This is a genomic window from Pseudomonas sp. SWI7 (genome assembly GCF_006351945.1).
Classification (GTDB): domain Bacteria; phylum Pseudomonadota; class Gammaproteobacteria; order Pseudomonadales; family Pseudomonadaceae; genus Aquipseudomonas; species Aquipseudomonas fulva.
Genome location: NZ_CP040930.1, coordinates 4,763,056 through 4,788,429, shown reverse-complemented (window position 1 = coordinate 4,788,429; position 25,374 = coordinate 4,763,056). Strand labels below are relative to the sequence as shown.

Below are 25,374 nucleotides of genomic sequence, written 5' to 3'. Positions count from 1 at the left end.
GGCCGCCTTGCGGCCCCAGCCGACCCTCACGCCCCGGTACCACCCACCGTGATCGCATCGAGTTTCAAGGTCGGTTGGCCTACACCGACCGGCACGGACTGCCCGTCCTTGCCGCATGTCCCTACCCCACTGTCGAGCGACAGGTCGTTGCCGACCATCGACACACGGCTCATCGCCTCCGGGCCATTGCCAATCAAGGTCGCGCCTTTGACCGGGGCGGTGATCTTGCCATCCTCGATCAGGTAGGCCTCGCTGGTCGAAAACACGAACTTGCCGCTGGTGATGTCCACCTGTCCGCCACCCAAATTCGCGCAGTAGATGCCCTTCTTCACCGACGCGATGATCTCCTGCGGGTCGCTTTCACCGGCCCGCATGTAAGTGTTGGTCATGCGCGGCATCGGCAAGTGGGCATAGGATTCCCGTCGGCCGTTACCCGTCACCGCCATGCCCATCAGGCGCGCATTGAGCTTGTCCTGCATGTAGCCCTTGAGCACGCCGTTTTCGATCAGGGTGGTGCACTCGGTCGGCGTACCTTCGTCGTCCACGCTCAAGGAGCCACGTCGGCCTTCCAGGGTGCCATCATCGACGATGGTGCACAGGCTGGACGCGACCTTCTGGCCGATTCGGCCGCTGAATGCCGAACTGCCCTTGCGGTTGAAATCGCCTTCCAGGCCATGGCCAACCGCCTCGTGCAACAGCACGCCGGACCAACCAGGCCCCAGCACCACGGGCAGGGTGCCGGCAGGCGCAGCAACGGCCTCCAGGTTCACCAACGCCTGGCGCAGTGCCTCGCGGGCATAGCCCATCACCCGCTCCTCGGTGAAGAAGCGATAGTCGGTGCGCCCGCCGCCGCCCTGCCCGCCGCGTTCGCGACGGCCGTTCTGCTCGACGATGACGCTGACGTTGAAGCGCACCAGGGGCCGTACGTCGGCCGCCAGGCTGCCATCGGCGGCCGCGACCAGGATCCGCTCCCAGACGCCGGCCATGCTGACGCTGACCTGCTGGATACGCGGGTCCAGTGCACGGGTGGCGGCATCGACACGCTTGAGCAGCTCGACCTTCTCGGCACGGCTGAGCACGTCCAATGGATTATCCCCCGGGTAGAGAGTGGTCACGTCCTGGGCACGGAATGCCTGAACCGTGCCGTTCTGCCCGGCACGGGAAATCGATCGCGCGGCGCGCGCGGCAGAGGTCAAGGCTTCGAGATTGATGGCATTGCTGTAGGCAAAGCCGGTTTTTTCGCCGGCCTGGGCACGGACACCGACCCCCTGATCGAGGTTGAAGCTGCCTTCTTTGACAATCCCATCCTCCAGCGCCCAGGTTTCCGAAATCTGGCCCTGAAAGTACAGGTCGGCGGCGTCGATGCCTGGGCCGGCCAATTCACCCAGCACACTTTGCAGGCTGTCCAGGGTCAAGCCGCCTGGGGCCAGGAGCTGCTCGCTGACGGTGGATAACATCTGGCTCATAGTCACTCCGAGGTGTGCGCAGGCCGCAATGCGCCCTGCGAGAAGAAGCGCCGGTGATCGATCACCGGCATGCGCGCCCGAATGGACGCCTGTTCGTCACTGTCGCGCTCGGCAAGCAGTACCGCTTCGCCTTGCGCCTGTTGCGCCACGATGCGCCCCCATGGGTCGACGATCGCCGCGTGGCCGTGGGTCTGGCGCTGGCCGGGGTGAAGCCCGCCTTGGGCTGCGGCCAGCATGTAGCATTGCGTTTCGATGGCGCGTGCGCGGATCAGCACGTCCCAATGCGCCGCCCCTGTCACCGCCGTGAACGCCGACGGTGCACTGATCAGTTCTGCCCCGGCTGCGCGCAGGTGGCTGTACAACTCGGGAAAGCGCAGGTCGTAGCACACGCTCAGGCCCAACCGCCCCACCGGCGTATCGGCAACCACCACCTGCGCACCGGCGGCGTAATCATCGGATTCACGATAGCGGCCACGATTGTCGGCGACATCCACATCGAACAGGTGCAACTTGTCATACCGCGCGACCTGCTGCCCATGCTCGTCGATCAACAACGAACAGGCATGTGCCTTGGCCTTGGGCTGACCGGTCGGCGGCAGGGCAATGGTGCCTGCGACAATCCATAACCTGAGGTCACGAGCCACGCGTTTCAACCAGGGCAGGATCGGGCCTTCGCCGAGGGCCTCGGCGCGGCCGATCGCCGCGGCGTCTGCACGCCCCATGGCGGCGAAGTTCTCCGGCAGCACGGCCAGCCTGGCGCCACCTGATGCCGCCTGTTCCAGAAGCTTGCTCGCCTGGCGCAGGTTACCCTGCACATCATCCTGGCTAACCATCTGGATCACTGCCGCCTTCATCGACCCTCCTGGCGCTATTTCTGGAATGGTTTCACAAAGGTAATCTTAGGCTCTTTCCACGGCCCTACTACCCGGTAATGCACGCTGGCAAAGCGCGACACCCGATCGCCAATCAGCCGGTCGACCAGAAACAGTGCGCCGCCCACGGCCGGGGCGCCGACGATCAGCGCTGCCAGGGGAAGGTTGTTGGTGACCGGCAGGCTGACCTGCAGGTTGGCAGCGACCCGCTCACGCACCATGTCCAGGGTACCATCGAGTTCGAAATCGCTCGACGGGCCGGTTACCTTGATTGGCGTGCGGGTTACGTATACGCCTTCACTGGCCACCAGCAGCCCCTTGAGCCGGTCGTAGGCCAGGCCCTTTTCGAACAAGTCGGAGAAGTCCAGGCGCAAGCGCCGACCAATGGCGTTGAAGTTCAGCAAGCCGAATACCCGCAACGCTTGTGCGCCACCGTCCACCTCGACGAACTGCCCGCTGTGCAGCACTGCATCGAGGCTCCCGGAGAACCGCTTCAGGCTGATTGCCGCCGGGGAGCCCGGCCACCGCCCGTCCACGTCCATGCGAAAATCCCGGGCGGTTACCGTCGGGGCAAAGCCCCAGGCCGTGAGCACGTCACCCAGTTGCTTGCCTTGCACGCGGCCTTTGTACCAGCTCGTGCCGCCTGCGCCATCCCAACCACCGGCGCCGTCGATGCGCAGCCCCTTGAGGTTCAGATCGATGTCGCTGGCGTTCACACCGGTACGGGTCGGCCGCAGCTTGATCGCAGCGCTGCCGTACAGATCGTCACCGCGGTACAACGTGTCGATGCGCACGTCCAGCGGCGGCACCTTGCGCGGATCGAACGACGCCAGCGGGTCGGCGCCGTCTTCGTCCTGCGCCTGGTCGGCATTGCCTGCCGGCAGGCGCAAGGTTTGCAGCCGCACCACGATAGGGGCGCCCTCGGCGTCGGGCACGCGCGCGTCGCCCACCACCTGCCGACTATCCAGGCGCACGTCCCAGGCCGCCGACCCACGTGCCAGACGCACCCTCGCCTGGTTCAGCTCGGTACCGTAGGCCTTCAGGGCCCCGATGCTCAGGTCAACGCTCTGCAGTGTCTGGCGCGCATTGCCACCTGGATCGTCGCCCCCTAGCTTCTGCGCCTGAGCCTGCCAAGGCTCAAGGTCCAGGGTATCGAGGTGCCCACGGATACGCAGGCCGCGACCGCCAGGAGGCTGCGCTTGACCAGCACCAAGCAGCAGCTCACCAGCGCCCTGGTCCAGGTGCTCGGCTGGCGCCACGTAGGCTAGCCGGGCAAGATCGGTGTAGGCGGCGTCGATGTGCCGTTGCGCGCCTTGCAGGTTCATGCTGAAACGGCTGGCCCGACTGTCGGCAGGCGCTTTGCCAAAGGGCGCCGGCAGGTCGATCGACAGGCCTTTGAGGTCCGAATCGACGTTAATCAGGTTTTCACGTGCGCCAATGCTCAACTGCAGCTGGTACGGCAGCTCGCCAGACGCCGGCAGTGCCTGGTCGAAGTGCAGCCATTGGGTCAGTGCTTGCAGCGAAACCCGGCCGCTGGCGCTGATTCTGGTCTGCATCTGTCCCGGTTCGCCTACAGCGGCAATCTGTGCAGTGACCGGCTTGCCGAATGCCTGCAGCGAAATGCCCTTGCCACTGAGGCCCTTGTCGTAGTCGAAGCTGAAGTCGCCCTTCAGGCGCGTGAGTTCCAGCTCGGGCGATGCAATCTTGAGCCGTGCATCGCGCGTGGCGAAATCCACCTTCACCTTAGGTTGCTGCCCATGGGCCAGCGGGATGTCCAGCTTGACCTTGCCTTTGAGGGGGCCCTCACCTTCCCATCCTGCAAAGATTTCATTGGTGCCAATGGGCGCTTGCTTGAGTATCTTGAGCCCGTCCACCAGGCCACCCTCGAAATTGCCGTCCAAGTGCAAGTGGCTGTCACCCATGCCTTCCACATGTGGAATGTCGACTTTCACGTCGCTGACCTTGGTGTCGAGCAGCACACCGCGTTGCGCCTTGATGCGCACACCGCTGTCCTCGATGAACACGTCACCGTCCACATGCTGTACCTGTGGCCAGCCGGGCTGGAAGTCCAGGGTGGCATCATGAACTTTGAAGAACAGGCTGATGCTGCGAGCTTCGGGCTTGGCACCGTGATTGAGCGAGCCCTGGTACTGGAAGTAACCCTGGTCGACACTGCCTTTGACGATTGCGCTGCGCAGCCATTGGTCCAAGGCCGGGCTCAACACCTCGGGCAAGTACTTGGCGGTGTAGCGGCCATCGCCGTCGGTCAGACCGACACGCAGGTCCATGTAGTCTTCACGCCCTTCCTCGAACAACAGGCGGATGAGGAAGTCGCCTGCAATGTTGCCCTCCTCGCCCACGACCTTCAGGTAAGGAGCGATCAGGGTGAAGCCTTCCTTGTCCAGTGCCCAGGTCAGGCGCGCATTGGCTTTCTGGTAGTGCCAGGGTTTGGCGAAGATCGGATCCAGGTGCAGCATGAAAGCGTCGGTGTCCAGGCGCAGTTCGCCATGCCCAAGGTCGCCGCTGATGCTGCCGCTCACGTTACCGGCAGCCGGGGCGCCGTGATACGCATCGAAACCCACGCGCTCCAGGTTGCTTTCGAACGCCAGCCGGCGATCGCCGTCGGCCTTGGGCCGGGCCGTAAGGTGCACGTTGCGCAGGGCACCTGTGACATTGAGGCCATCGATCACCGCCAGCACTTGCTGGCCCATGGGCGCCAAGGCGTGGATCAGCGGCGTGAGAGGGGTCAGCTCCACACGGTCGGCCTGCACCTGCCAGCTTTCATCGGCCGGGGCCGCACCGTTGCGCTGCATCAACCGCAGCCGCGAGGCCCAATGCGTGTCGCCAATGTCCATCGCCAACGCGTCGACAATGACGTCGAAGCCCTCATCCTGACGCTCGAACCAGGCATTGAGGGCGAGGCTGTCTACCTTGACCGGTTTGCGCGTGTCATAGGCCCCTTGCAGGTGCGGCGCATTCAGGCGTACGGCGCCTTGGTGCAACTGACGGTCGCGCCAGTCGAACCAAGCTTCACCGCCTGCCTGCAGCACCTGGGCATGCCACTGCCCCAACAGCCGGGGCGGCAACCAGCGTGCCCAGTCACTGTGCGGCAGGTTGAGATAGCCCTGTACCTGCGCATCACGCCAGGCTTCGGCCGAAGCGCGGCTGCGCGCGCTCAGCGTCAGGGGTTGGCCATCTGGCAAGGTTGCCCGCAGGTCCAACGATTGCCGCGAGGGCCCCGCCAGCAAGCCTGCGCTGACATAGGTCAGCGTCAGCGGATCACGCTGCCAGGCGTGGAGGGTAACTTGGCTGTCGAACACATCGACCCGCCCAAGCCGGCGCAGGTCCTTGAGCAATTGCTCGGGCTGCAAGGGTGCGTCGTCCTGCTTGGGCAGGCCCTCGAGCTTCCACTTGCCGGCTTCATCCTCTCGGGCGATCAGTTGCAGGCCAGCCAGCTGGATGCGCGCCAGGCGCACTTCACCTGCGACCAGGCTGCCCCAGACATCCGGCACCACGGTGACGTCATCGAGCCGCAAGGCCGTGCCGCCTTCACCGATTTGCAGGTCGCGTACGGTCAGCACCGGCGACAGCCTGCTCCAGCGGCCCTGAAGCGCGCCAATGTGCACCGGCACACCCAGCGCTCCGGCGACCTTGGCCTGCACCGTGCTGCGGTACTCGGCCGCCAGCGGCACCAAGGCCCGGCCAAGGCTGGCGTACAGCGCCACTGCGATGACCAGCAACGCGCAAACCCCCAGCCCCCAACGGGTCAGGACACTCAGAACGCGGCTTAGACGTCCCATGGCCATGGCCCTCCAGGTCGTATATGCATAATGGCCCGTGGTGCCGTTTTCGCCATGCCGATCGAACCGGGTCGGGTTTCAGCAGGCCTCAGAGCAGCACCACGTCATACTGCTCTTGCGAATACATCGACTCGACCTGGAAGCGAATGGTTCGCCCGATGAAGGCCTCGAGTTCAGCCACGTTGCCAGACTCTTCGTCCAACAGGCGATCGACCACCTTCTGATTGGCCAGCACGCGATAGCCTTCCGCCTGGTAGGCGCGGGCTTCACGCAGGATTTCGCGAAAGATCTCGTAACAGATGGTTTCGGGCGTTTTGAGCTTGCCTCGCCCCTGGCAAGCCTGGCACGGTTCGCACAGCACCTGCTCAAGGCTCTCCCGGGTGCGCTTGCGGGTCATCTGCACCAAGCCCAACTCGGTGATGCCGATGATGTTGGTCTTGGCGTGGTCGCGCTCCAGCTGTTTTTCCAGCGTTCGCAGCACCTGACGCTGGTGATCCTCGTCCTCCATGTCGATGAAGTCGATGATGATGATGCCGCCGATGTTGCGCAGCCGCAGTTGCCGGGCAATGGCGGTGGCGGCCTCCAGGTTGGTCTTGAAGATGGTTTCTTCCAGGTTGCGGTGACCCACGAAGGCGCCGGTGTTGACGTCGATGGTGGTCATCGCCTCGGCCGGATCCACCACCAGGTAGCCACCCGACTTCAACGGTACCTTGCGATCCAGGGCGCGCTGGATTTCATCCTCGACACCGTACAGGTCGAAGATGGGCCGTTCGCCTGGGTAGTGTTCCAGACGGTCGGCGATTTCAGGCATCAGCTCTTGCACGAACTGCGTGGTGCGCTGGAAGGTTTCCCGCGAGTCGATGCGGATTTTTTCGATCTTCGGGTTGACCAAGTCGCGCAGGGTACGCAGCGCCAGGCCCAGGTCTTCGTAGATGACCAGGGGTGCGCCACAGGTCTTGATCTGCGCCCCGATCTGCTCCCACAACCGCCGCAGGTAGCGAATATCCTGCAGGATCTCCTCAACCCGCGCGCCTTCGGCGGCGGTGCGCAGAATGAAGCCGCCAGCGCCTTGTATGTTCTCGCTGTCCACGCAATCACTGACCACGCGCTTGAGGCGTTCACGCTCGGCCTCGTCCTCGATCTTGAGCGAAATGCCCACGTGGCTGCTACGCGGCATGTAGACCAGGTAGCGCGACGGGATCGACAACTGGGTGGTCAGCCGCGCGCCTTTGCTGCCGATGGGGTCTTTGGTGACCTGTACCACCAGGGCCTGGCCTTCATGGACCAGGGCGGTGATGTTTTCCACGGCCGAGCCTTCGCGCTGCGAAATCTCCGAGGCATGGATGAACGCTGCCCGTTCCAGCCCGATGTCCACGAACGCCGCCTGCATGCCAGGCAGCACCCTGACCACCTTGCCCTTGTAGATATTGCCGACGATGCCGCGACGCTGGGTGCGCTCGACGTGCACTTCCTGCAGTACCCCGTTTTCCACCACCGCCACGCGTGACTCCATCGGGGTGATGTTGATCAGGATCTCTTCGCTCATGGCAGGTTCTCGTCCAGGGTCTTGTTCTAATGATGGATGGCGCAAACGGTGCTGGCTACTGCGGGCGCGTCACCTCAGGTTCCGAGGCCGCCTGTTGCCAGCAAGCGATGCCGAAGCGCTCGAGCAACTGTGCCGTTTCGCTCAATGGCAGGCCGACCACGGCCGAATAGCTGCCAATCAGCCCGGTGACGAATACCGCGCCCAGCCCTTGAATCGCATAGCCGCCCGCCTTGTCTGCCGGCTCGCCGCTGGCCCAGTAGCGCTGCGCTTCCTGCTGGTGGATGTCGCGAAAGCGGACGGTGCTGCTGACACACAAGCTCTCGACACGCGTGCCGTCATCGAGCGCCACGGCCGTCAATACCTGGTGTTCGCGGCCGGACAACCGGGCCAGCATGCCCAAGGCGTCGTCACGGTGCTCGGGTTTGCCCAGAATATGGCCGTCAAGCACGACGGCCGTGTCAGCGCCCAACACCACAGCGCCCTCGTTCGCGGTCTCGGCCGGTTCGAGACGGGCACGACCCGCTGCAGCCTTGGCTTTGGCCAGGCGCTGCACATACACCTCGGCGCTTTCGCCAGGCAGCGGGGTTTCATCGATGGGCGCGCTGGCAACCCTGAAGCGTACGCCGATCTGCGTCAACAGCTCGCGCCGACGTGGAGAGCCGGAAGCCAGGTATAGCGGGGTCATTCGGACATCTCCCTGTCAGCGGCCACCAAGCCGTCAATTGATGTGCAAGCGTCGGCGAAGGTCGCGCAAGGCAAAGCTGATCCACGGCCAGAGCAGCGCGCTGATCACGGCCGACCAGACCAGCGCCAGGGTAGGCAGGCGATTACCGGTCAAGGCACTGAGCCACAGCTGGAGCAACTGTGCAATGCCGAAGACCACCAGGATGATCAGGCTTTGCTGCCACATGGGGAACATGCGCAGGCGCTGTTGCAGCGACAGCACCAGGAATGTGATCAGGGTGAGGATCAACGCGTTCTGCCCCAACAGGGTGCCGTACAGCACGTCCTCGGCCAGGCCAAGCATGAACGCTGTGGCCATGCCGACCTTGTGCGGCACGTTCAAGGTCCAGAACGACACCAGCAACGCCAGCCACATGGGCCGAAAGACTTCCATGAACTGCGGCATGGGCGAGACGCTGAGCAGCAGGCCAACGGCAAATGTCAGCCAGATGACCCAACCATTGTTGCGGCGCGATGCGGCCATCACTGCCTCCGGGGTTGAGTGGGCGCAGCGGGCGCTGCGGCCGGGCTTGCGGACTGTGCAGCTGGCGCTGTGGCGGGCGTACTGGACTGGGTGGCAGGCGCAGGGGTTACGGCAGGCGCGCCGTTTGCAGGGGTACCGTTTGCGGGAGTGCCGTTTGCAGGCGCACCTTGACCGGTCGTACCAGCACCCTGAGCAGGAGCCCTCTCGCCTTTGCGGTCTGCTTCTTCCTGGGCAATCGCGGCATCGGTGGCGCGCTGCTCGGGCGTACGCCGGTCGCTGAACACCAGCAGCATGTAACGGCTACGGTTGAGCGCCGCGGTGGGGATGGCGCGCACAATGGCGAATGGCTGGCCGGAATCGTGGATCACCTCGTTGACGGTGGCCACGGGATAACCGGCGGGGAAGCGTTGGCCCATGCCGGAGCTGACCAGCAGGTCGCCTTCCTTGATGTCCGCCGTATCGGCCACGTGGCGCAACTCGAGGCGCTCCGGGTTGCCGGTACCGCTGGCAATGGCGCGCAAACCGTTGCGGTTGACCTGCACGGGAATGCTGTGGGTGGTATCGGTGAGCAGCAAGACCCGCGAGGTATAGGGCATCAGTTCGACCACCTGCCCCATCAGGCCGCGAGCGTCGAGCACCGGTTGACCGAGAAACACGCCATCGCGCTCACCCTTGTTGATCAGGATGCGGTGTGTGAAGGGGTTGGGATCGACGCCGATCAATTCGGCAACTTCGACCTTTTCGTCAACCAGCGCCGAGGAATTGAGTAGCTCACGCAGGCGCACGTTCTGCTCGGTCAACGCCGCCAGCTTCTGCAGGCGACCTTGCAGCAGCAGGGCCTCGGTCTTGAGTTTCTCGTTCTCGGCAATCAGCTCGTTGCGGCTGCCGAACTGGCCCGCCACCCCTTGCCAGGCGCGTTGCGGCAAGTCGGTGATCCAGTACGATTCCATGAGCACCAGGCCCATCTGGCTGCGAACGGGCTTGAGCAGGTCAAAGCGCGCGTCGACGACCATCAACGCGACCGACATCACCACCAGGACGAGCAGGCGAACGCCCAGCGACGGGCCCTTGGAGAAAAGCGGTTTAATGGGCCGTTCCTCGTGGACGACTCAGGAAGTCATTGGACATGGGACAAGGCACCAGCCTGGTTACGAATTGACGGATGAGGCGCCCGGACGGGCACCGGCCAGCACATACAGGTAGCACTGTGCGTGCTACCTGTAAACCGGGGCTCACGAGCCGCGAGGACGAATCACTCGCTCGAGAGCAGGTCCATTGCGTGCTTGTCCATCATTTCCAGGGCTCGACCGCCGCCGCGGGCGACACAGGTCAACGGGTCTTCGGCGACGATGACCGGCAGCCCGGTTTCCTGGGCCAGCAGCTTGTCCAGGTCACGCAGCAGTGCGCCGCCGCCGGTCAACACCAGGCCACGTTCGGCGATGTCGGAAGCCAGTTCGGGTGGCGACTGCTCCAGGGCGCTCTTGACCGCCTGAACGATGGTCGCCAGCGACTCCTGCAGCGCTTCGAGCACTTCGTTGGAGTTCAGGGTGAACGCACGCGGTACGCCTTCGGCAAGGTTACGGCCGCGAACGTCGACTTCGCGCACTTCACCGCCCGGGTAGGCAGTACCGATTTCCTGCTTGATGCGCTCGGCGGTGGATTCGCCGATCAGGCTGCCGTAGTTACGGCGCACGTAGGTCACGATGGCTTCGTCGAAGCGGTCACCACCGACACGCACCGATTCGGCATAGACCACCCCGTTGAGCGAGATCAACGCGATTTCGGTGGTACCACCGCCGATGTCGACGACCATGGAGCCACGGGCCTCTTCGACCGGCAGGCCGGCACCGATGGCGGCCGCCATGGGTTCTTCGATCAGGAACACTTCGCGGGCACCTGCTCCCAGGGCCGACTCGCGAATGGCGCGGCGCTCAACCTGGGTGGACTTGCACGGCACGCAGATCAGCACACGAGGGCTGGGCTGCAGGAAGCTGTTCTCATGAACCTTGTTGATAAAGTATTGCAACATTTTTTCGCAGACGCTGAAGTCGGCGATCACGCCGTCCTTCATCGGACGAATGGCTGCGATGTTGCCAGGCGTACGGCCCAGCATGCGTTTGGCTTCGGTACCGACGGCGACGACGCTTTTCTGATTGCCATGGGTACGGATGGCAACAACCGAGGGCTCATTCAGGACGATACCGCGCTCACGCACGTAAATTAGGGTGTTGGCAGTACCCAGGTCGATGGACAGATCGCTGGAAAACATGCCACGCAGTTTCTTGAACATGGGAAAGTGACCCTGGGGAAAGCGTGGGTAAAAAAGTGCGGCAAACTCTAACAATGGCAGGGATTTTGGGCAAGGAGCCAATATGTTAAATTGGCTGTTTTTCCGAGCATGCCAGCCGATGATCGCGGCTATTGGACCGCCAAAAAGCTGACATGTTCCTCATTGCGGACACTGAATCCGTTCTTTCTATCCTTCTGGAGATCCCCATGGCGCTTGAACGCTGCGACGTGGAAAAGATCGCCCATCTGGCCCGACTGGGCCTACATGATGGCGAACTGCCACGCATTACCGACGCCTTGAACAGCATCCTCGGGTTGGTCGACCAGATGCAAGCGGTGGACACCGCCGGCATCGAACCCCTGGCTCACCCCCTTGAGGCCAGCCAGCGCCTGCGCCCCGACCAGGTCACCGAGCACAACCAGCGTGACGCCTATCAGGCCGTCGCCCCACAGACCGAAAACGGTCTGTACCTGGTTCCGAAAGTCATCGAGTAAGGGATAGAGCCTGCCATGCATCAATTGACCCTGGCCGAGATCGCCCGCGGACTCGCCGACAAGTCGTTTTCCTCCGAAGAGCTGACCGGCGCCCTGCTGGCCCGTATCAAGCAGCTCGACCCACAGCTCAACAGCTTCATCACCGTGACCGACGAGCTGGCCCTGGGCCAGGCACGTGCTGCCGATGCCCGCCGCGCCGCTGGCGAAGGCGGGGCGTTGCTGGGCGCGCCCATTGCCCACAAGGACCTGTTCTGCACCCAGGGCGTGCGCACCAGCTGCGCGTCGAAGATGCTCGACACCTTCAAGGCGCCCTATGACGCCACCGTGGTGGCCAAGCTCGCCGAAGCTGGCATGGTCACGCTGGGCAAGACCAACATGGACGAGTTCGCCATGGGCTCGGCCAACGAATCGAGCCACTACGGCGCGGTGAAAAACCCCTGGAACCTCGAGCACGTACCGGGTGGCTCGTCGGGCGGCTCGGCCGCTGCCGTGGCAGCGCGCCTGTTGCCGGTGACCACCGGCACCGACACCGGCGGCTCGATCCGTCAGCCGGCCGCACTGACCAACCTCACCGGCCTCAAGCCTACCTATGGCCGCGTCTCGCGCTGGGGCATGATCGCCTATGCCTCGAGCCTGGACCAGGGCGGCCCCCTGGCCCGCACGGCCGAGGACTGCGCGCTGCTGCTGCAAGGCATGGCCGGCTTCGACGCCAAGGATTCGACCAGCATCGAGGAGCCGGTTCCCGACTACAGCGCCACCCTGGGTGATTCGCTGCAAGGGTTGCGTATCGGTCTGCCGAAAGAGTACTTCGGGGCTGGCCTGGACCCGCGCATCGCCGACCTCGTGCAGGCCAGCGTCAAGGAGCTGGAAAAGCTCGGCGCGGTGGTCAAGGAAATCAGCCTGCCGAACATGCAACACGCCATCCCGGCGTACTACGTGATCGCTCCGGCAGAAGCGTCCTCGAACCTGTCGCGTTTCGACGGTGTTCGCTTCGGTCATCGCTGCGAGGCGCCCAAGGACCTGACCGACCTGTACAAGCGTTCCCGCGGCGAAGGCTTCGGCGCCGAAGTGCAGCGCCGGATCATGGTCGGTACCTACGCCCTGTCGGCGGGCTACTATGACGCGTACTACGTGAAGGCCCAGCAAATTCGCCGCCTGATCAAGAACGACTTCATGGCTGCCTTCAAGGATGTCGACCTGATTCTCGGCCCGACCACGCCCAACCCGGCCTGGAAACTGGGCGCCAAGAGCAGCGATCCGGTCGCCGCCTACCTCGAGGACGTCTACACCATCACGGCCAACCTCGCGGGCCTGCCAGGCCTGTCGATGCCAGCCGGCTTCGTCGATGGCTTGCCGGTAGGCGTGCAGTTGCTGGCGCCTTACTTCCAGGAAGGCCGCCTGCTCAACGTAGCCCATCGCTACCAGCAGGTGACCGACTGGCACACCCGCGCCCCTAACGGCTTCTGAGGAACAGACACATGCAATGGGAAGTTGTGATCGGGCTGGAAATTCACACTCAGCTCGCCACCCAGTCGAAAATCTTTTCCGGTAGTGCCACCACGTTTGGCTCGGAACCCAACACCCAGGCGAGCCTAGTCGACCTGGGCATGCCAGGTGTGCTGCCGGTCCTGAACCAGGAAGCGGTGCGCATGGCGTGCATGTTCGGCCTGGCCATCGATGCCGAGATCGGCAAGCGCAACGTGTTCGCGCGCAAGAACTACTTCTACCCCGACCTGCCCAAGGGCTATCAGATCAGCCAGATGGACCTGCCGATTGTGGGCAAGGGCCACCTGGACATCGCGCTGGAAGACGGCACCATCAAGCGCATCGGCGTGACCCGTGCCCACCTGGAAGAAGATGCGGGCAAGAGCCTGCACGAAGATTTCAGCGGCTCCACCGGCATCGACCTGAACCGTGCCGGCACCCCGCTGCTGGAAATCGTGTCCGAGCCCGACATGCGCAGCGCCAAGGAAGCGGTGGCCTATGTCAAGGCCATCCATGCGCTGGTGCGCTACCTGGGCATCTGCGACGGCAACATGGCCGAAGGATCACTGCGCTGCGACTGCAACGTGTCGATCCGGCCCAAGGGCCAGACCGAGTTCGGCACTCGCTGCGAGATCAAGAACGTCAACTCGTTCCGCTTCATCGAGCGCGCGATCAACAGCGAGATCCAGCGCCAGATCGACTTGATCGAGGACGGCGGCAAGGTGGTTCAGGAAACGCGCCTGTACGATCCGAACAAGGACGAGACCCGCTCCATGCGCAGCAAGGAGGAAGCCAACGACTACCGTTACTTCCCCGACCCGGACCTGCTGCCGGTGGTCATCGAGGACAGCTTCCTGGAAACCGTGCGCGCCGGCTTGCCGGAACTGCCCACCCAGAAAGTCGAGCGCTTCCAACGCCAGTACGGACTGTCGGCATACGATGCCAACGTTTTGGCATCGAGCCGTGAACAGGCCGACTACTTCGAGGAGGTGGTCAAGCTCGGGGGCGACGCCAAAATGGCCGCCAACTGGGTCATGGTCGAGCTGGGCAGCCTGCTCAACAAGCTGGGCATCGAGATTGACCAGGCCCCGGTCACCGCCGCGCAACTGGGCGGCATGCTGGTGCGCATCCGCGACAACACCATCAGCGGCAAGATCGCCAAGACCGTGTTCGAGGCCATGGCGGCAGGTGAAGGCGACGCCGACACCATCATCGAAAGCCGCGGCCTCAAGCAGGTCACCGACAGCGGCGCCATCGAGTCGATGCTCGACGAGGTGTTGGCGGCCAACGCCGAACAGGTCGAACAGTACCGCGCCGCCGACGAGGCCAAGCGCGGCAAAATGTTCGGTTTCTTCGTCGGCCAAGCCATGAAAGCTTCCAAGGGCAAGGCCAACCCTGGGCAGGTGAATCAGCTGCTCAAGGCCAAGCTCGAAGGCTGACCGCACCCTTCAGCGGGGGCTCGCCCTCGCTGACAGACCAGCCGAGGTTGACCAGGACACAGGTCCACCTCGGCTTGTCCCGCGCCCGGCCAAAAGCCCCGGCGCACCGGAGTACCTGTATGTTCAAACGTTCTTTGGCCAGCTTGGCCCTCTTTTCCTGTCTGGCAGGCTGCGCCAGCCATGACATCGACCCGCGAGGTTATGACCGCACGGGTACTGCCTCCTACTACGGCGCCCGCCATCACGGCAAACGCACCGCCAGCGGCGAGGCGTTCAATCAGCATGGCCTGACGGCGGCTCATCGCAACCTGCCGTTCGGCAGCCGGGTGCTGGTGACCAACCTGGCCAATCGGCGCAGCGTGGTGGTCCGCATCAACGACCGCGGCCCGCACGCCCGCAGCCGGCTGATCGACCTGTCTCGGGCTGCCGCTGAAAAAATCGGCATGGTGCGTAGCGGAACGGCGCGCGTGCGAGTACAAGGTCTTAGTGACTGACGACCAGGAGCTTTACCATTTTCGATCTGGCCACCCTCCCCACGTTCAGCCTGCTGCAGCTGGGCATCGCTTTGCTGCTGCTGGTCGCAGGCGCCGAACTGCTGGTACGGGCTGCACTGCGCCTGGCGCAACGCCTCCACGTGCGGCCGCTGATCATCGGGCTGAGCCTGGTGGCATTCGGCAGCACTGCCCCCCAGTTGACCCTCAGCCTGCAGGCCGCCTACCAAGGCGCACCGGACGTTGCCGTGGGCAGCGTCATCGGCAGCAACATCTTCAATGTGCTGGCCATTCTTGGCCTGGCAGCGCTGGTCATTCCCCTTCGCGTGTCTCGCCAGCTGGTACGCCTGGATATTCCGCTGATGATCCTGGCCAGCGCCCTGGTCTACGGGTTGGCTGCCAATGGCTATCTGGGCCGCGTTGAAGGCGTATTGCTGCTGATGGGGCTGGTGGGTTACCTGGCCATGCTCTGGCACCAGTCCCGTCACTACGCACGCACATACCCTGCCCCGCCATCGGTGCCACAAAGCCCGGCACGCTTCTGGTGCGGGACGTTACTGTTGGTGATGGCAGGCCTTGCCCTGCTGAGCCTGGCCGGTCATCTGCTGCTCGACGCTGCCGTGGAAGTGGCCACTGACCTGGGCCTGTCCGAGCGCGTCATCGGCCTTACGGTGGTCGCCATCTGCACGTCGTTGCCGGAACTGGCAGCAGCCCTGATCGCTGCCTTGCGCGGTGAACGCGAGATCGCCGTGGGCACGGTGATCGGCAGCAACCTGTTCAACCTGTTGGGCGTATTGGGCCTGACCGCCGTGGTGACCCCCGAGCCCCTGTCGATTTCGCCCAATGCGCTGGATTTCGACCTGCCCGTCATGCTGGGTGTGGCCGCGTTGAGCTTGCCGGTGTTCTATTCAGGCTATCGCATCACCCGGGCCGAAGGACTGGTGTTCCTGTGCCTGTACCTGGCCTACGGCCTGCACATCGCCGCGTTCACCATGGGCATGCCCCTGGCCGGGCGCCTGGAGCGCCTGATGCTGCTCTACGTATTGCCCGTGCTGGCGGTTGTGTTGGTGTACACCACGGTGCGCGCCTGGCGCCGCCAGCATTGAGCCGCAAGTCGGATCAGCGGCTGGCCTGACGGGCCTTCTTCAACTTGAAGGCTACCCAGAGCAGCAGGATCCAGCCGGGGATCAGCATCACCGAGATGCGAATGGGCGGCGTCAGGTACATCACCACCAGGATCAGCACGATGAAGGCCAGGCACAGGTAGTTGGTGAACGGATGGCCCAGGCTCTGGTAGAACGGCTGTACCCCTGCCGCGCGCTTGGCCTTGCGGAACTTGAGGTGGGTGATGCTGATGCTGGCCCAGTTGATCACCAGCGCCGACACCGCCAGTGCCATCAGCAGGCCAAAGGCTTCGCCGGGCATCAGGTAGTTGATCACCACACACAGGCCCGTGGCCAGGGCAGAAATGCCTAAAGCTGCCAGGGGTACACCGCTGCGGCTGACCTTCAGCAATTGACGCGGGGCGTCACCTTGGCTAGCCAGGCCGAACAGCATGCGACTGTTGGCGTACACGCAGCTGTTGTAGACCGACAGCGCCGCTGTCAGGACCACGATGTTGAGGATGGTCGCGACCAGGTCGCTGTCCAGCTCATGGAAGATCATCACAAATGGACTGCCGCCTTGTACCACCTTCTGCCAGGGGTACAACGAAAGCAGCACCGCCAGCGCGCCGATGTAGAAGATCAGGATCCGGTAGACCACCTGGTTGGTGGCCTTGGGAATGCTCTGGCGCGGATTGTCGGCTTCGGCGGCCGTGATGCCTACCAGTTCCAGGCCACCGAACGAAAACATGATCACGGCCAGGGCCATGACCAGGCCGCTCACGCCATTGGGGAAGAACCCGCCGTATTGCCACAGGTTGGCCACGCTGGCGTCCGGGCCGCCGTTACCGGTGCTGAGCAACCAGGCGCCGTAACCTATCATGCTGACGATGGCCACGACTTTTACCAAGGCGAACCAGAACTCCATCTCGCCATAGACCTTCACCTGGGTGAGGTTGATCAGGTTGATCACCACAAAGAAGATCGCGGCCGTGGCCCAGGTTGGAAAGTCAGGCCACCAGTACTGGACGTAGATACCCACCGCCGTCAGCTCGGCCATGCCGACCAACACGTAGACCACCCAGTAGTTCCAGCCAGACACGAAGCCTGCGAACTCGCTCCAGTACTGGTGGGCAAAATGGCTGAAGCTACCGGCCACCGGCTCTTCGACGACCATTTCCCCGAGCTGGCGCATGATCAGGAACGCCATTAGGCCAGCAATGGCATAGCCCAGCAAAACGGAGGGGCCGGCCAGCTGGATGGTCTGGGCAATGCCCAGGAACAACCCCGTGCCGATGGCGCCGCCGAGCGCGATCAGCTGGATGTGACGATTCTTCAGCCCGCGCTGTAACCGCTCGGGCGTGCTCTGGTCTTGCATGAAGTGTCCTTTCGCTCAGTGAGGCAATGCTGTTGTTTGCAGTCAAGGATCTAGATCCATCCGCCCCACTGCAAGATGAAAATACCAATGTTGGTGGTGATCGCGGCCATCAGCGTGGTAATCACGATGATTGACGCGGCCAGTTCATGGTTGCCGTTGGCCGCACGCGCCATCACGTAGCTGGCCGCTGCGGTGGGGCTGCCGATGTAGAGAAACAGGATGCCCAGTTCGGCCCCGCGAAAACCACAAAGCCAGGCACCCAGGGTCCCAACGAGTGGCAGCCAGGCCATTTTCACCAGGCTGGCGTCCACGGCCAACCTGCCGCTGTCGCGCAGGGCCGTCAGCGACAGGGTGCCGCCAATGCAGATCAGGGCAAGGGGTAAGGTCATCTGCGCCAGGTAGTCACCGGAGGTGAGCAGCCAATTCGGCAAAGGGACCTGGCCGTAGGCCATGGGAATGGCGACCAGCACGCTGAGAATCAGCGGATTTTTCAGGATGCTTTTGAGGATGCTCCACGGGTCGGACTTCAGGTCGGGGCTGTAGACCGCCAGCACGATGGCAGACAACGAGTTGTACAACAGGATCACCAACCCAGCCAGTACCGCACCCAGTGAGATGCCATAGTCGCCGTACAAGCTTGCGGCCAGCGCCAGGCCAATCACCCCGTTGTTGCCGCGAAAGGCGCCTTGGGTGTAGATACCACGGTCGGCCCACGGGCTGCGCCAGACGGCCATGCCCCAGGCGATGGCAAATCCGGCCAGGGTGGCCACCGTGAAATAGATCATGATCCCTGGCCGGACCGCCGCCGCCAGGTCGGCATGATAGATGCCCAGAAACAGCAAGGCCGGCATGCAGACGTTGAACACCAGTTGCGAAGCGACCTTGTTGAAGTTGTCGTCGATCAGGTGGATACGGCGAAGCAACACGCCCAGAAACAGCATGGCGAAAACGGGCGCCGTGATGTTCAGCGTCTGGATGAGAAGGGCAAGCATGGGCGCACGATCCTGAAAGGGGGTTGCCGTTAGGGGGCTAATGATACGCCAACGGCCAGGATTTGCGGGCATTGTGCGGTGATGGGAGCGCAACCGTGCCCTGCCGGGGCACTGGACCGGCCGCGATGGGCTGCGCAGCAGCCCCAGGTGTCAGCTGCGCAGCGCATGTTGTCGGGGCCGCTACCTCGCGGCAACAGGCCGCGCCTACAGCACGATTCAGCGCCGAACTGGCCGCTTCTGCAATTTGCGCTGCAGTGTCCGGCGGTGCATGCCTAGCGCGCGTGCGGTCGCCGAGATGTTGCCCTCGTGCTCGTTCAGCACGCGCTGGATGTGTTCCCACTGCAGACGGTCCACGGACATGGGGTTTTCCGGCACCAGGGTGTCCAGGTCGGTATGCTCGGACAACAGGGCCGCCAGTACGTCGTCAGCGTCAGCCGGTTTGCACAGGTAGTTGCAGGCGCCGCGCTTGACCGCTTCCACGGCCGTGGCGATGCTCGAGTACCCGGTCAGGATGACGACCCGCATTTCCGGGTCCAGCTCCAGCAGCTTGGGCAGCAGCACCAGGCCCGAATCCCCTTCCATTTTCAGGTCGAGCGTGGCGTAGTCCGGCAGGTCTTGCTGGGCCAGGATCAAACCTTCTTCGGCCGAGCTGGCGGTGCTTACCCGAAAGCCCCTGCGGCTCATGGCCCGGGCCATCACCCTGGTGAAGGTAGCATCGTCGTCCACCAACAGCAGGTGCGGCAGCTCTTCGGTTTCAACCTGGGTTTCTTCACTCATCATGCTTCTCCTCGCGTGCCATAGGGCAGGCGCAATTCGGTCAGGGTGCCACCTTGTTCATGACTATAGAGTTTCACTGAGCCACCCGCACGGGTGACGCTGGCCTTGCTCAGGAACAGGCCCAGGCCGAAGCCCTTGCCCTTGGTGGTAATGAAAGGTTTGCCAATGGCCTCGGCGATGGCCGGCGGTACGCCAGGGCCATGGTCGCGAATGCTGATGACGATGTCCTGGTGATCCCAGTCCAGGCGCACCTCCAGGTCATCAGGACAGGCGTCGGCGGCGTTGTTCAACAAGTTGAGCAGTGCCTGGGTCAGGTCAGGCGGCGGCGTCAACCGAGGGACGAGCCCATCACGCAGGCGCTGGAAGCGGTAACTGGCTTCCGGGCGCATCAGGTGCCAGCGGTTGAGGGCCTCGTCGAGCCAGACGGTGACCTCCTGCTCGACAATGGCCAGGCGGCGATTGGCCTCGGCGGCGCGAACCAGCTGTTGCAGTGTTTCTTTGCACAGTTTGACCTGGTCCTGAAGAATCTGCAGGTCTTCCTGCAGCAGCGGATCAGTATGGTCCTGGCGCATCTCGTTGAGCAACACGCTCATCGTCGCCAGCGGCGTACCCAGCTCGTGGGCCGCGCCCGCCGCCTGGGTGGCCACGGCCAGCAATTGCTCATCGCGCAGGCTTTCTTCGCGCCGCTCCGAGCGCAGGTGTTCCTGGCGCCGAAGCTCCTCGGCCATGCGCGCGGCAAAGAAGGTGATCACCGCCGCGGCCAGCGCAATGCTCAGCCACATGCCGTAGACCTGCATCTTGTCCCGTGCCAGCGGCAGGCCCTCAAGCGGGTAGAACTGCACCAGCAGCAGGCTGTAGGCCGTCAGCGCGATGCCGGACAGAATCAGCGAATACAGCCAGGGCAGCGTCACCGCCGCGATCGCCAGCGGTACCAGGTAGTAGGACACGAAAGGGTTGGTCGAGCCGCCGGAGTAGTACAGCAGAGCGCTGTGTATCAACAGGTCGCACGCCAGTTGCAGGGCATATTCGAGTTCGGTGACCGGCAGCGACAGGCGCAGGCGCAGCGCCGTGAAGGCGCACAGCAGCGAGGACAAGGCCAGGGTGCCGGCCAGCGACAGCCAGGGCAGTGGCAGCAGCTCGGTCCAGTAGGCCACGCCGACCGAGCCGGCCTGGGCGGCCAAAACCAGGACGCGAATAACGGTCAGTCGCCAGAGGTTCTGGCGCGTAGCGGACAGCGGTTGTGCGGCGGCGAGCATGAGCTCTCCTGATGAGTGCTCCAGAAAATCGGCTGGAGTATACCGAAGCGGGGCATGCTGCTGCAGTGATGCGGCAAAGCGCCACACTTTGTCACAGCTTCATGGGGCCAGCGCTGAACCCACTACACTGTTCCCGGTCTGATGGGCCATGCGTGGAATGGATGGCCACACCCCACGCTTTCATCTGCCAAGGAGCACCTTATGCTAATCCAACGTCGCGGCGCTGCCCTTCTCTTGTCCTGCGGTTTGCTGGCCAGCTTGCCAGCGCTGGCCGCCGATGAGCCGCGCTTCAATCAGGTGTCACTGCGCGCCGAAGTGAGCAAGGAAGTGGCACGCGACCTGATGGTCGTGACCCTCTACAGCGAAGCGCAGAACACCGACCCGGGCAAGCTTGCCAAGCAGATCACCGAGACCATGAACAAGGCTGTGCAGCAGTCGCGCCAGGTCAAGGACGTCAAGATCAGCCAGGGCAGCCGCAACAGCTACCCGGTGTACGACACCAAAGGCCAGAAAATCACCGGCTGGCGCGAGCGTGCCGAGCTGCGGCTCGAAAGCGCGGACTTCCCGGCGCTTTCACAGCTCACCGCCGAGCTGCTGCAAGACCTGAAAATGGGCGGCATGGACTTCTCCATCGCACCGGCTACCCGCAAGTCCAGCGAAGACGCGCTGCTCAAGGAAGCCGTCGACGCATTCAAGGCGCGCGCCCAATTGGCCACCGAAGCCCTGGGCGGCAGTGGTTACAAAGTAGTCAGCCTCAACCTGAACAGCAGCGGCTATCCACGGCCTTACCTGCGCAGTGCACCAATGGCGATGAAGGCCATGGCAGCAGACGAAGCTGCGCCAGCGCCGGACATCGAGGCGGGCACCAGCGAAGTGAGCATGAACGCCGATGGCTTGATCGAAGTGCAGATGCCTTGACGGCGAGGTGGCAGGGGCAGGTCCAAGGGCTGCCCCTGACCAGCAGCTGATGCCCTGGCGCCTTAACTGCCCCGCCAGGGCTTTTTACCCTCCCCTGAAGAAAGGCCCGCATTTTAAGAGATTTCCTACACCCTCTTAAGCCTTTCCCGACATCCTCATCCAATCAGCAATATTCAGCAAAAAGCCATCATTTTGCCCTCGCAAACGTTTAACTCCGCCAAAAGTTACACCGATGCGACATTCATGTACTGCCGTGCCACTTTTCAAGTCCCGACTAACCTTGTGCATATTGCATTGGGCCCACCCCTGCATAAGTATCCGCAGGTCGGCTCACGAGGCCGCCCTCTCTGAACAATGACAACAATGAGGCCAACATGCTCAAACATGCAGTCATTCCGTTCCTGCTAGGCGCAGGTTTGCTCACTGGCGCGCCGTCGGCCTTCGCCGCTTCGAACCTGGTGTTCTGTTCAGAAGGCAGCCCGGCCGGCTTCGACCCGGGGCAATACACCACCGGTACCGATTTCGACGCCTCGGCCGAAACGGTCTTCAACCGGTTGACTCAGTTCGAGCGGGGCGGCACTGCGGTCATTCCGGGGCTGGCAACGCGCTGGGAGGTTGCAGAAGATGGCAAGACCTACACCTTCCACCTGCGCGAAGGCGTGAAGTTCCACACCACCGACTACTTCAAGCCCACCCGCCCGTTCAATGCAGACGACGTGCTGTTCACGTTCAACCGCATGCTCGACAAGGACCATCCATTCCGCAAGGCCTACCCCACCGAGTTCCCGTACTTCACCGACATGGGCATGGACAAGAACATCGCCGGGATCGAGAAACTGGACGAGCACACGGTCAAGTTCACCCTCAACGACGTCGACGCCGCCTTCATCCAGAACCTGGCCATGAGCTTCGCGTCCATCCAGTCCGCCGAGTACGCCGACCAGTTGCTCAAGAACGGCAAGGCCGCCGACATCAACCAGAAGCCGATCGGCACTGGCCCGTTCGTGTTCAGCAAGTACCAGAAGGACGCGCAGATCCGCTTCAAGGGCAACAAGGACTATTGGAAACCCGAGGACGTGAAGATCGACAACCTGATCTTCGCCATCACCACCGATGCTTCGGTGCGCATGCAGAAACTCAAGAAGAACGAGTGCCAGGTCACGCTGTTCCCGCGTCCGGCCGATATCGCGCCGCTCAAGCAGGACTCCAAGCTGCAGATGCCCCAGCAAGCGGGCTTCAACCTGGGCTACATCGCCTACAACGTGATGGACCAGGTCAAGGGCAGCAACCAGCCCAACCCCATGGCCCAGCTCAAGGTGCGCCAGGCGCTGGACATGGCCGTGGACAAGCAGAAAATCATCGAGTCGGTGTACCAGGGGGCGGGCCAGCTGGCGGTCAATGCCATGCCGCCGACCCAGTGGTCGTATGACAGCAGCATCAAGGACGCTCCCCACGAGCCCGACAAGGCCCGCCAGTTGCTCAAGGAAGCCGGCATCAAGGACGGCACTGAAATCACCCTGTGGGCCATGCCGGTCCAGCGGCCGTACAACCCCAACGCCAAACTGATGGCCGAGATGCTCCAGGCAGACTGGGCCAAGATCGGCATCAAGGCCAAGATCGTCAGCTATGAGTGGGGCGAGTACATCAAGCGCTCCAAGGCGGGCGAACAAGGCGCCATGCTCATTGGCTGGAGCGGGGACAATGGCGACCCTGACAACTGGCTGGGCACCTTGTATGGCTGCGACGCCATCGACGGCAACAACTTCTCCAAGTGGTGCTACAAGCCCTACGATGACCTGATCAAGCAGGCCAAGGCCACCTCCGACCAGGCCAAGCGCACCGAGCTTTATCAGAAAGCCCAGCACATCCTCAAGGAGCAGGTGCCGATCACCCCGATCGCCCACTCCACCGTCTACCAGCCCATGAGTGCCAAGGTGAAGGACTTCAAGATCAGTCCATTTGCCCTCAACGCGTTCTACGGCGTCAGCGTCGACAAATAGCCTGAGGGCTGCGCCCGCCTGACGGGCGCCTGACCCACCCCATTCATATCCAGTCGTCCCGCTGCCAAGCGTACGGGACAGGCGAACTGTTGCCGCGATTCGTGCCCGGAGCCGGCACAGCACCCAAAAGGACTTAGCATGCGCCACGTGACCCGACTTTCTACACTGCTCGCCCTGGCCCTGGTCGGCCAGACGCCAGCCGTGATGGCCAACAACTTGGTGTTCTGCTCCGAAGGCAGCCCGGCCGGTTTCGATACGGCCCAATACACCACCGCCACCGACAATGACGCGGCCCAGCCGATCTATAACCGCCTGGTGGAGTTCGAGCGCGGCGGCACGGCGGTACACCCTGCCCTGGCCACCCGCTGGGAAGTCACCGAGGACGGCCTGCGCTACACCTTTCACCTGCGCGAAGGCGTGAGCTTTCACAGCAACAAGGCCTTCACCCCCAGCCGGCCCTTCAACGCAGACGACGTGCTGTTCACCTTCAACCGCATGCTCGACAGGCAGCACCCGTTTCGCAAGGCCTACCCCACCGAGTTTCCCTACTTCGTCAGCATGGGCCTGGACATGAACATCGCAGGCGTCGAAAAGACCGACCCGTTCACCGTGGTGTTCACGCTGCACACCGTAGATGCCGCGTTCATCCAGAACCTGGCCATGAGCTTTGCCTCGATCCTGTCCGCCGAATACGCCGAGCAGTTGCTTAAAACCGGCCGCCCTAGCGACATCAACCAGCAACCGATAGGCACCGGCCCGTTCGTGTTCCAGCGCTACCAGAAAGACTCGCAGATCCGCTACAAGGCCAACCGTGCCTACTGGGCGCCCGAGCAGGTGAAGCTCGACAACCTGGTGTTCTCGATCAATGTCGATCCGTCGGTGCGCATCCAGAAACTGCGCCGCAACGAGTGCCAGGTCACCCTGCATCCGCGGCCGGCCGACCTGCCAGGGCTCAAGCAGGACACGAACGTGCAGGTCTTGCAGCAAGCAGGGTTCAACCTGGGCTATATCGCCTACAACACCCAGCACCCGCCATTCGATCGGCTCGAGGTGCGCCAGGCCATGGACATGGCAGTCAACAAGCAGGCCATCCTGCAGGCGGTCTACCAGGAAGCAGGACAACGGGCGGTCAACGCCATGCCGCCCACCCAGTGGTCCTACGACACTAGCATCACCGATGCACCGCACGACCCGGAAAAAGCCCGCCAGCTGCTCGAACAGGCCGGGGTCAAGCCTGGCACCGAAATCACTCTGTGGGCCATGCCGGTGCAACGCCCCTACAACCCCAACGCCAAGCTGATGGCCGAAATGCTCCAGGCCGATTGGAGCAAGCTGGGCTTGAAGGTGCGCATTGTCAGCTACGAATGGGGCGAATACATCAAGCGCCTCAAGAGCGGCGAGCACGATGTGGCGCTGATCGGCTGGACCGGTGACAACGGCGACCCCGACAACTGGCTGGGTACGCTGTACAGCTGCGACGCCATTGGCAGCAACAACTATTCGCAATGGTGCGACCCGCAGTACGACAGCCTGGTCAAGCAAGCCAAGCAGGTTACCGACCAAGCTCAGCGCACCACGCTCTATCAGCAAGCCCAGCAGCGGCTCAAGCAGCAGGTGCCGATCACGCCAGTGGCCCACTCCACTGTCAATCAGCCCCTGAGCACCCGAGTGTCCGGGTTCAAGGTCAGCCCGTTCGGGCGCAACGAGTTTTCCGGCGTCAGCGTCGATTAGCACCGACTGGCAGGCAGGGCGCGCAGGGGGGGAGACCCGCGCGCCATGCCTACCCATCGCCCGCTTAAGCCTCGGTGATCCCGGGGCGCCCCAGGCAACACGGCAACACGGCAACACCCACCCGGCCCA

Annotated in this window: 20 protein-coding genes; 8 read left to right on the top strand and 12 right to left on the bottom strand. The window is 63.3% G+C overall.

What is annotated here, in order from left to right; all coding sequences use genetic code 11:
- Positions 1-26 precede the first annotated feature (26 nt).
- The 8 genes from tldD to mreB all read right to left on the bottom strand — a co-directional run bounded on the left by tldD (position 27) and on the right by mreB (position 11,181).
- Positions 27-1,466 carry a metalloprotease TldD gene (gene tldD, locus FH041_RS21920; RefSeq protein WP_088523091.1) on the bottom strand — a complete coding sequence of 480 codons (1,440 nt, stop codon included), beginning with the start codon at positions 1,464-1,466 and terminating at the stop codon, positions 27-29.
- A gap of 2 nt (positions 1,467-1,468) precedes the next feature.
- Positions 1,469-2,320 (bottom strand): carbon-nitrogen hydrolase family protein, encoded by an 852-nt coding sequence (locus FH041_RS21915; RefSeq protein WP_088523092.1) that lies wholly within the window; start codon positions 2,318-2,320, stop codon positions 1,469-1,471.
- 14 nt (positions 2,321-2,334) lie between these two features.
- The gene (locus tag FH041_RS21910) at positions 2,335-6,144 is read right to left on the bottom strand and encodes a YhdP family protein (protein ID WP_088523093.1); all 3,810 of its coding nucleotides are present in this window, start codon (positions 6,142-6,144) and stop codon (positions 2,335-2,337) included.
- Between the two features lie 82 nt (positions 6,145-6,226).
- Positions 6,227-7,684 carry a ribonuclease G gene (rng, locus tag FH041_RS21905; protein WP_027913731.1) on the bottom strand — a complete coding sequence of 486 codons (1,458 nt, stop codon included), beginning with the start codon at positions 7,682-7,684 and terminating at the stop codon, positions 6,227-6,229.
- Positions 7,685-7,739: 55 nt separating this feature from the next.
- Positions 7,740-8,369 (bottom strand): nucleoside triphosphate pyrophosphatase, encoded by a 630-nt coding sequence (locus FH041_RS21900; RefSeq protein ID WP_027913730.1) that lies wholly within the window; start codon positions 8,367-8,369, stop codon positions 7,740-7,742.
- A 33-nt stretch (positions 8,370-8,402) separates the two neighbouring features.
- A complete protein-coding gene (mreD, locus tag FH041_RS21895) occupies positions 8,403-8,891 on the bottom strand; it encodes a rod shape-determining protein MreD (protein WP_027913729.1) in 489 nt (162 codons plus the stop codon).
- The gene (gene mreC, locus FH041_RS21890) at positions 8,891-9,919 is read right to left on the bottom strand and encodes a rod shape-determining protein MreC (RefSeq protein WP_028687046.1); all 1,029 of its coding nucleotides are present in this window, start codon (positions 9,917-9,919) and stop codon (positions 8,891-8,893) included. The genes mreD and mreC overlap by 1 nt, the downstream gene beginning before the upstream one ends.
- A gap of 224 nt (positions 9,920-10,143) precedes the next feature.
- Complete coding sequence (mreB, locus tag FH041_RS21885; RefSeq protein ID WP_003255163.1) at positions 10,144-11,181, bottom strand: rod shape-determining protein MreB; 1,038 nt, start codon at positions 11,179-11,181, stop codon at positions 10,144-10,146.
- Between the two features lie 206 nt (positions 11,182-11,387).
- On the opposite strand from mreB, the gene gatC reads away from it, so the two are divergent.
- The 5 genes from gatC (at position 11,388) to FH041_RS21860 (ending at position 16,196) form a co-directional block, all read left to right on the top strand.
- Positions 11,388-11,675, top strand: a complete 288-nt coding sequence (gatC, locus tag FH041_RS21880; protein WP_027913727.1) for an Asp-tRNA(Asn)/Glu-tRNA(Gln) amidotransferase subunit GatC — start codon at positions 11,388-11,390, stop codon at positions 11,673-11,675.
- A 15-nt stretch (positions 11,676-11,690) separates the two neighbouring features.
- The gene (gene gatA / locus FH041_RS21875; protein WP_027913726.1) at positions 11,691-13,142 is read left to right on the top strand and encodes an Asp-tRNA(Asn)/Glu-tRNA(Gln) amidotransferase subunit GatA; all 1,452 of its coding nucleotides are present in this window, start codon (positions 11,691-11,693) and stop codon (positions 13,140-13,142) included.
- Between the two features lie 11 nt (positions 13,143-13,153).
- Positions 13,154-14,599 (top strand): Asp-tRNA(Asn)/Glu-tRNA(Gln) amidotransferase subunit GatB, encoded by a 1,446-nt coding sequence (gene gatB, locus FH041_RS21870; protein ID WP_140175065.1) that lies wholly within the window; start codon positions 13,154-13,156, stop codon positions 14,597-14,599.
- A gap of 119 nt (positions 14,600-14,718) precedes the next feature.
- Positions 14,719-15,093 (top strand): septal ring lytic transglycosylase RlpA family protein, encoded by a 375-nt coding sequence (locus FH041_RS21865; RefSeq protein WP_023533371.1) that lies wholly within the window; start codon positions 14,719-14,721, stop codon positions 15,091-15,093.
- 59 nt (positions 15,094-15,152) lie between these two features.
- Positions 15,153-16,196, top strand: a complete 1,044-nt coding sequence (locus tag FH041_RS21860) for a calcium/sodium antiporter (protein ID WP_028687044.1) — start codon at positions 15,153-15,155, stop codon at positions 16,194-16,196.
- A 13-nt stretch (positions 16,197-16,209) separates the two neighbouring features.
- On the opposite strand, the gene FH041_RS21855 is transcribed toward FH041_RS21860, so the two are convergent.
- The 4 genes from FH041_RS21855 to FH041_RS21840 all read right to left on the bottom strand — a co-directional run bounded on the left by FH041_RS21855 (position 16,210) and on the right by FH041_RS21840 (position 20,596).
- Entirely contained in the window at positions 16,210-17,571 is a 1,362-nt protein-coding gene (locus tag FH041_RS21855) for an amino acid permease (protein ID WP_111475511.1), read from the bottom strand.
- 50 nt (positions 17,572-17,621) lie between these two features.
- Entirely contained in the window at positions 17,622-18,563 is a 942-nt protein-coding gene (locus FH041_RS21850; RefSeq protein WP_027913722.1) for an AEC family transporter, read from the bottom strand.
- Positions 18,564-18,779: 216 nt separating this feature from the next.
- Complete coding sequence (locus tag FH041_RS21845) at positions 18,780-19,340, bottom strand: response regulator transcription factor (protein ID WP_027913721.1); 561 nt, start codon at positions 19,338-19,340, stop codon at positions 18,780-18,782.
- Positions 19,340-20,596 carry an ATP-binding protein gene (locus FH041_RS21840; protein ID WP_027913720.1) on the bottom strand — a complete coding sequence of 419 codons (1,257 nt, stop codon included), beginning with the start codon at positions 20,594-20,596 and terminating at the stop codon, positions 19,340-19,342. The genes FH041_RS21845 and FH041_RS21840 overlap by 1 nt, the downstream gene beginning before the upstream one ends.
- Positions 20,597-20,797: 201 nt before the next feature.
- Between FH041_RS21840 and FH041_RS21835 the strand changes: the two genes are divergently transcribed.
- From FH041_RS21835 to FH041_RS21825, 3 genes are all read left to right on the top strand, one after another.
- Positions 20,798-21,514, top strand: coding sequence for an SIMPL domain-containing protein (locus FH041_RS21835; RefSeq protein WP_027913719.1), 717 nt, complete (start codon positions 20,798-20,800; stop codon positions 21,512-21,514).
- A gap of 374 nt (positions 21,515-21,888) precedes the next feature.
- The gene (locus FH041_RS21830; protein WP_140175063.1) at positions 21,889-23,514 is read left to right on the top strand and encodes an ABC transporter substrate-binding protein; all 1,626 of its coding nucleotides are present in this window, start codon (positions 21,889-21,891) and stop codon (positions 23,512-23,514) included.
- Between the two features lie 138 nt (positions 23,515-23,652).
- A complete protein-coding gene (locus tag FH041_RS21825) occupies positions 23,653-25,245 on the top strand; it encodes an ABC transporter substrate-binding protein (RefSeq protein ID WP_104926499.1) in 1,593 nt (530 codons plus the stop codon).
- The last annotated feature ends 129 nt before the right edge of the window (positions 25,246-25,374 follow it).

What these genes read in the sequence shown, in the direction of transcription:
- FH041_RS21825 (WP_104926499.1), top strand. Translation starts at nt 23,653, where the DNA reads ATGCGCCACGTGACCCGACTTTCTACACTGCTCGCCCTGGCCCTGGTC.
- mreC (WP_028687046.1), bottom strand. Translation starts at nt 9,919, where the DNA reads ATGTCGGTCGCGTTGATGGTCGTCGACGCGCGCTTTGACCTGCTCAAG.
- FH041_RS21845 (WP_027913721.1), bottom strand. Translation starts at nt 19,340, where the DNA reads ATGAGTGAAGAAACCCAGGTTGAAACCGAAGAGCTGCCGCACCTGCTG.
- gatA (WP_027913726.1), top strand. Translation starts at nt 11,691, where the DNA reads ATGCATCAATTGACCCTGGCCGAGATCGCCCGCGGACTCGCCGACAAG.
- FH041_RS21915 (WP_088523092.1), bottom strand. Translation starts at nt 2,320, where the DNA reads ATGAAGGCGGCAGTGATCCAGATGGTTAGCCAGGATGATGTGCAGGGT.
- FH041_RS21900 (WP_027913730.1), bottom strand. Translation starts at nt 8,369, where the DNA reads ATGACCCCGCTATACCTGGCTTCCGGCTCTCCACGTCGGCGCGAGCTG.
- FH041_RS21830 (WP_140175063.1), top strand. Translation starts at nt 21,889, where the DNA reads ATGCTCAAACATGCAGTCATTCCGTTCCTGCTAGGCGCAGGTTTGCTC.
- mreB (WP_003255163.1), bottom strand. Translation starts at nt 11,181, where the DNA reads ATGTTCAAGAAACTGCGTGGCATGTTTTCCAGCGATCTGTCCATCGAC.
- gatB (WP_140175065.1), top strand. Translation starts at nt 13,154, where the DNA reads ATGCAATGGGAAGTTGTGATCGGGCTGGAAATTCACACTCAGCTCGCC.
- FH041_RS21840 (WP_027913720.1), bottom strand. Translation starts at nt 20,596, where the DNA reads ATGCTCGCCGCCGCACAACCGCTGTCCGCTACGCGCCAGAACCTCTGG.
- FH041_RS21850 (WP_027913722.1), bottom strand. Translation starts at nt 18,563, where the DNA reads ATGCTTGCCCTTCTCATCCAGACGCTGAACATCACGGCGCCCGTTTTC.
- mreD (WP_027913729.1), bottom strand. Translation starts at nt 8,891, where the DNA reads ATGGCCGCATCGCGCCGCAACAATGGTTGGGTCATCTGGCTGACATTT.
- rng (WP_027913731.1), bottom strand. Translation starts at nt 7,684, where the DNA reads ATGAGCGAAGAGATCCTGATCAACATCACCCCGATGGAGTCACGCGTG.
- FH041_RS21835 (WP_027913719.1), top strand. Translation starts at nt 20,798, where the DNA reads ATGCTAATCCAACGTCGCGGCGCTGCCCTTCTCTTGTCCTGCGGTTTG.
- FH041_RS21855 (WP_111475511.1), bottom strand. Translation starts at nt 17,571, where the DNA reads ATGCAAGACCAGAGCACGCCCGAGCGGTTACAGCGCGGGCTGAAGAAT.
- FH041_RS21910 (WP_088523093.1), bottom strand. Translation starts at nt 6,144, where the DNA reads ATGGCCATGGGACGTCTAAGCCGCGTTCTGAGTGTCCTGACCCGTTGG.
- FH041_RS21865 (WP_023533371.1), top strand. Translation starts at nt 14,719, where the DNA reads ATGTTCAAACGTTCTTTGGCCAGCTTGGCCCTCTTTTCCTGTCTGGCA.
- gatC (WP_027913727.1), top strand. Translation starts at nt 11,388, where the DNA reads ATGGCGCTTGAACGCTGCGACGTGGAAAAGATCGCCCATCTGGCCCGA.
- tldD (WP_088523091.1), bottom strand. Translation starts at nt 1,466, where the DNA reads ATGAGCCAGATGTTATCCACCGTCAGCGAGCAGCTCCTGGCCCCAGGC.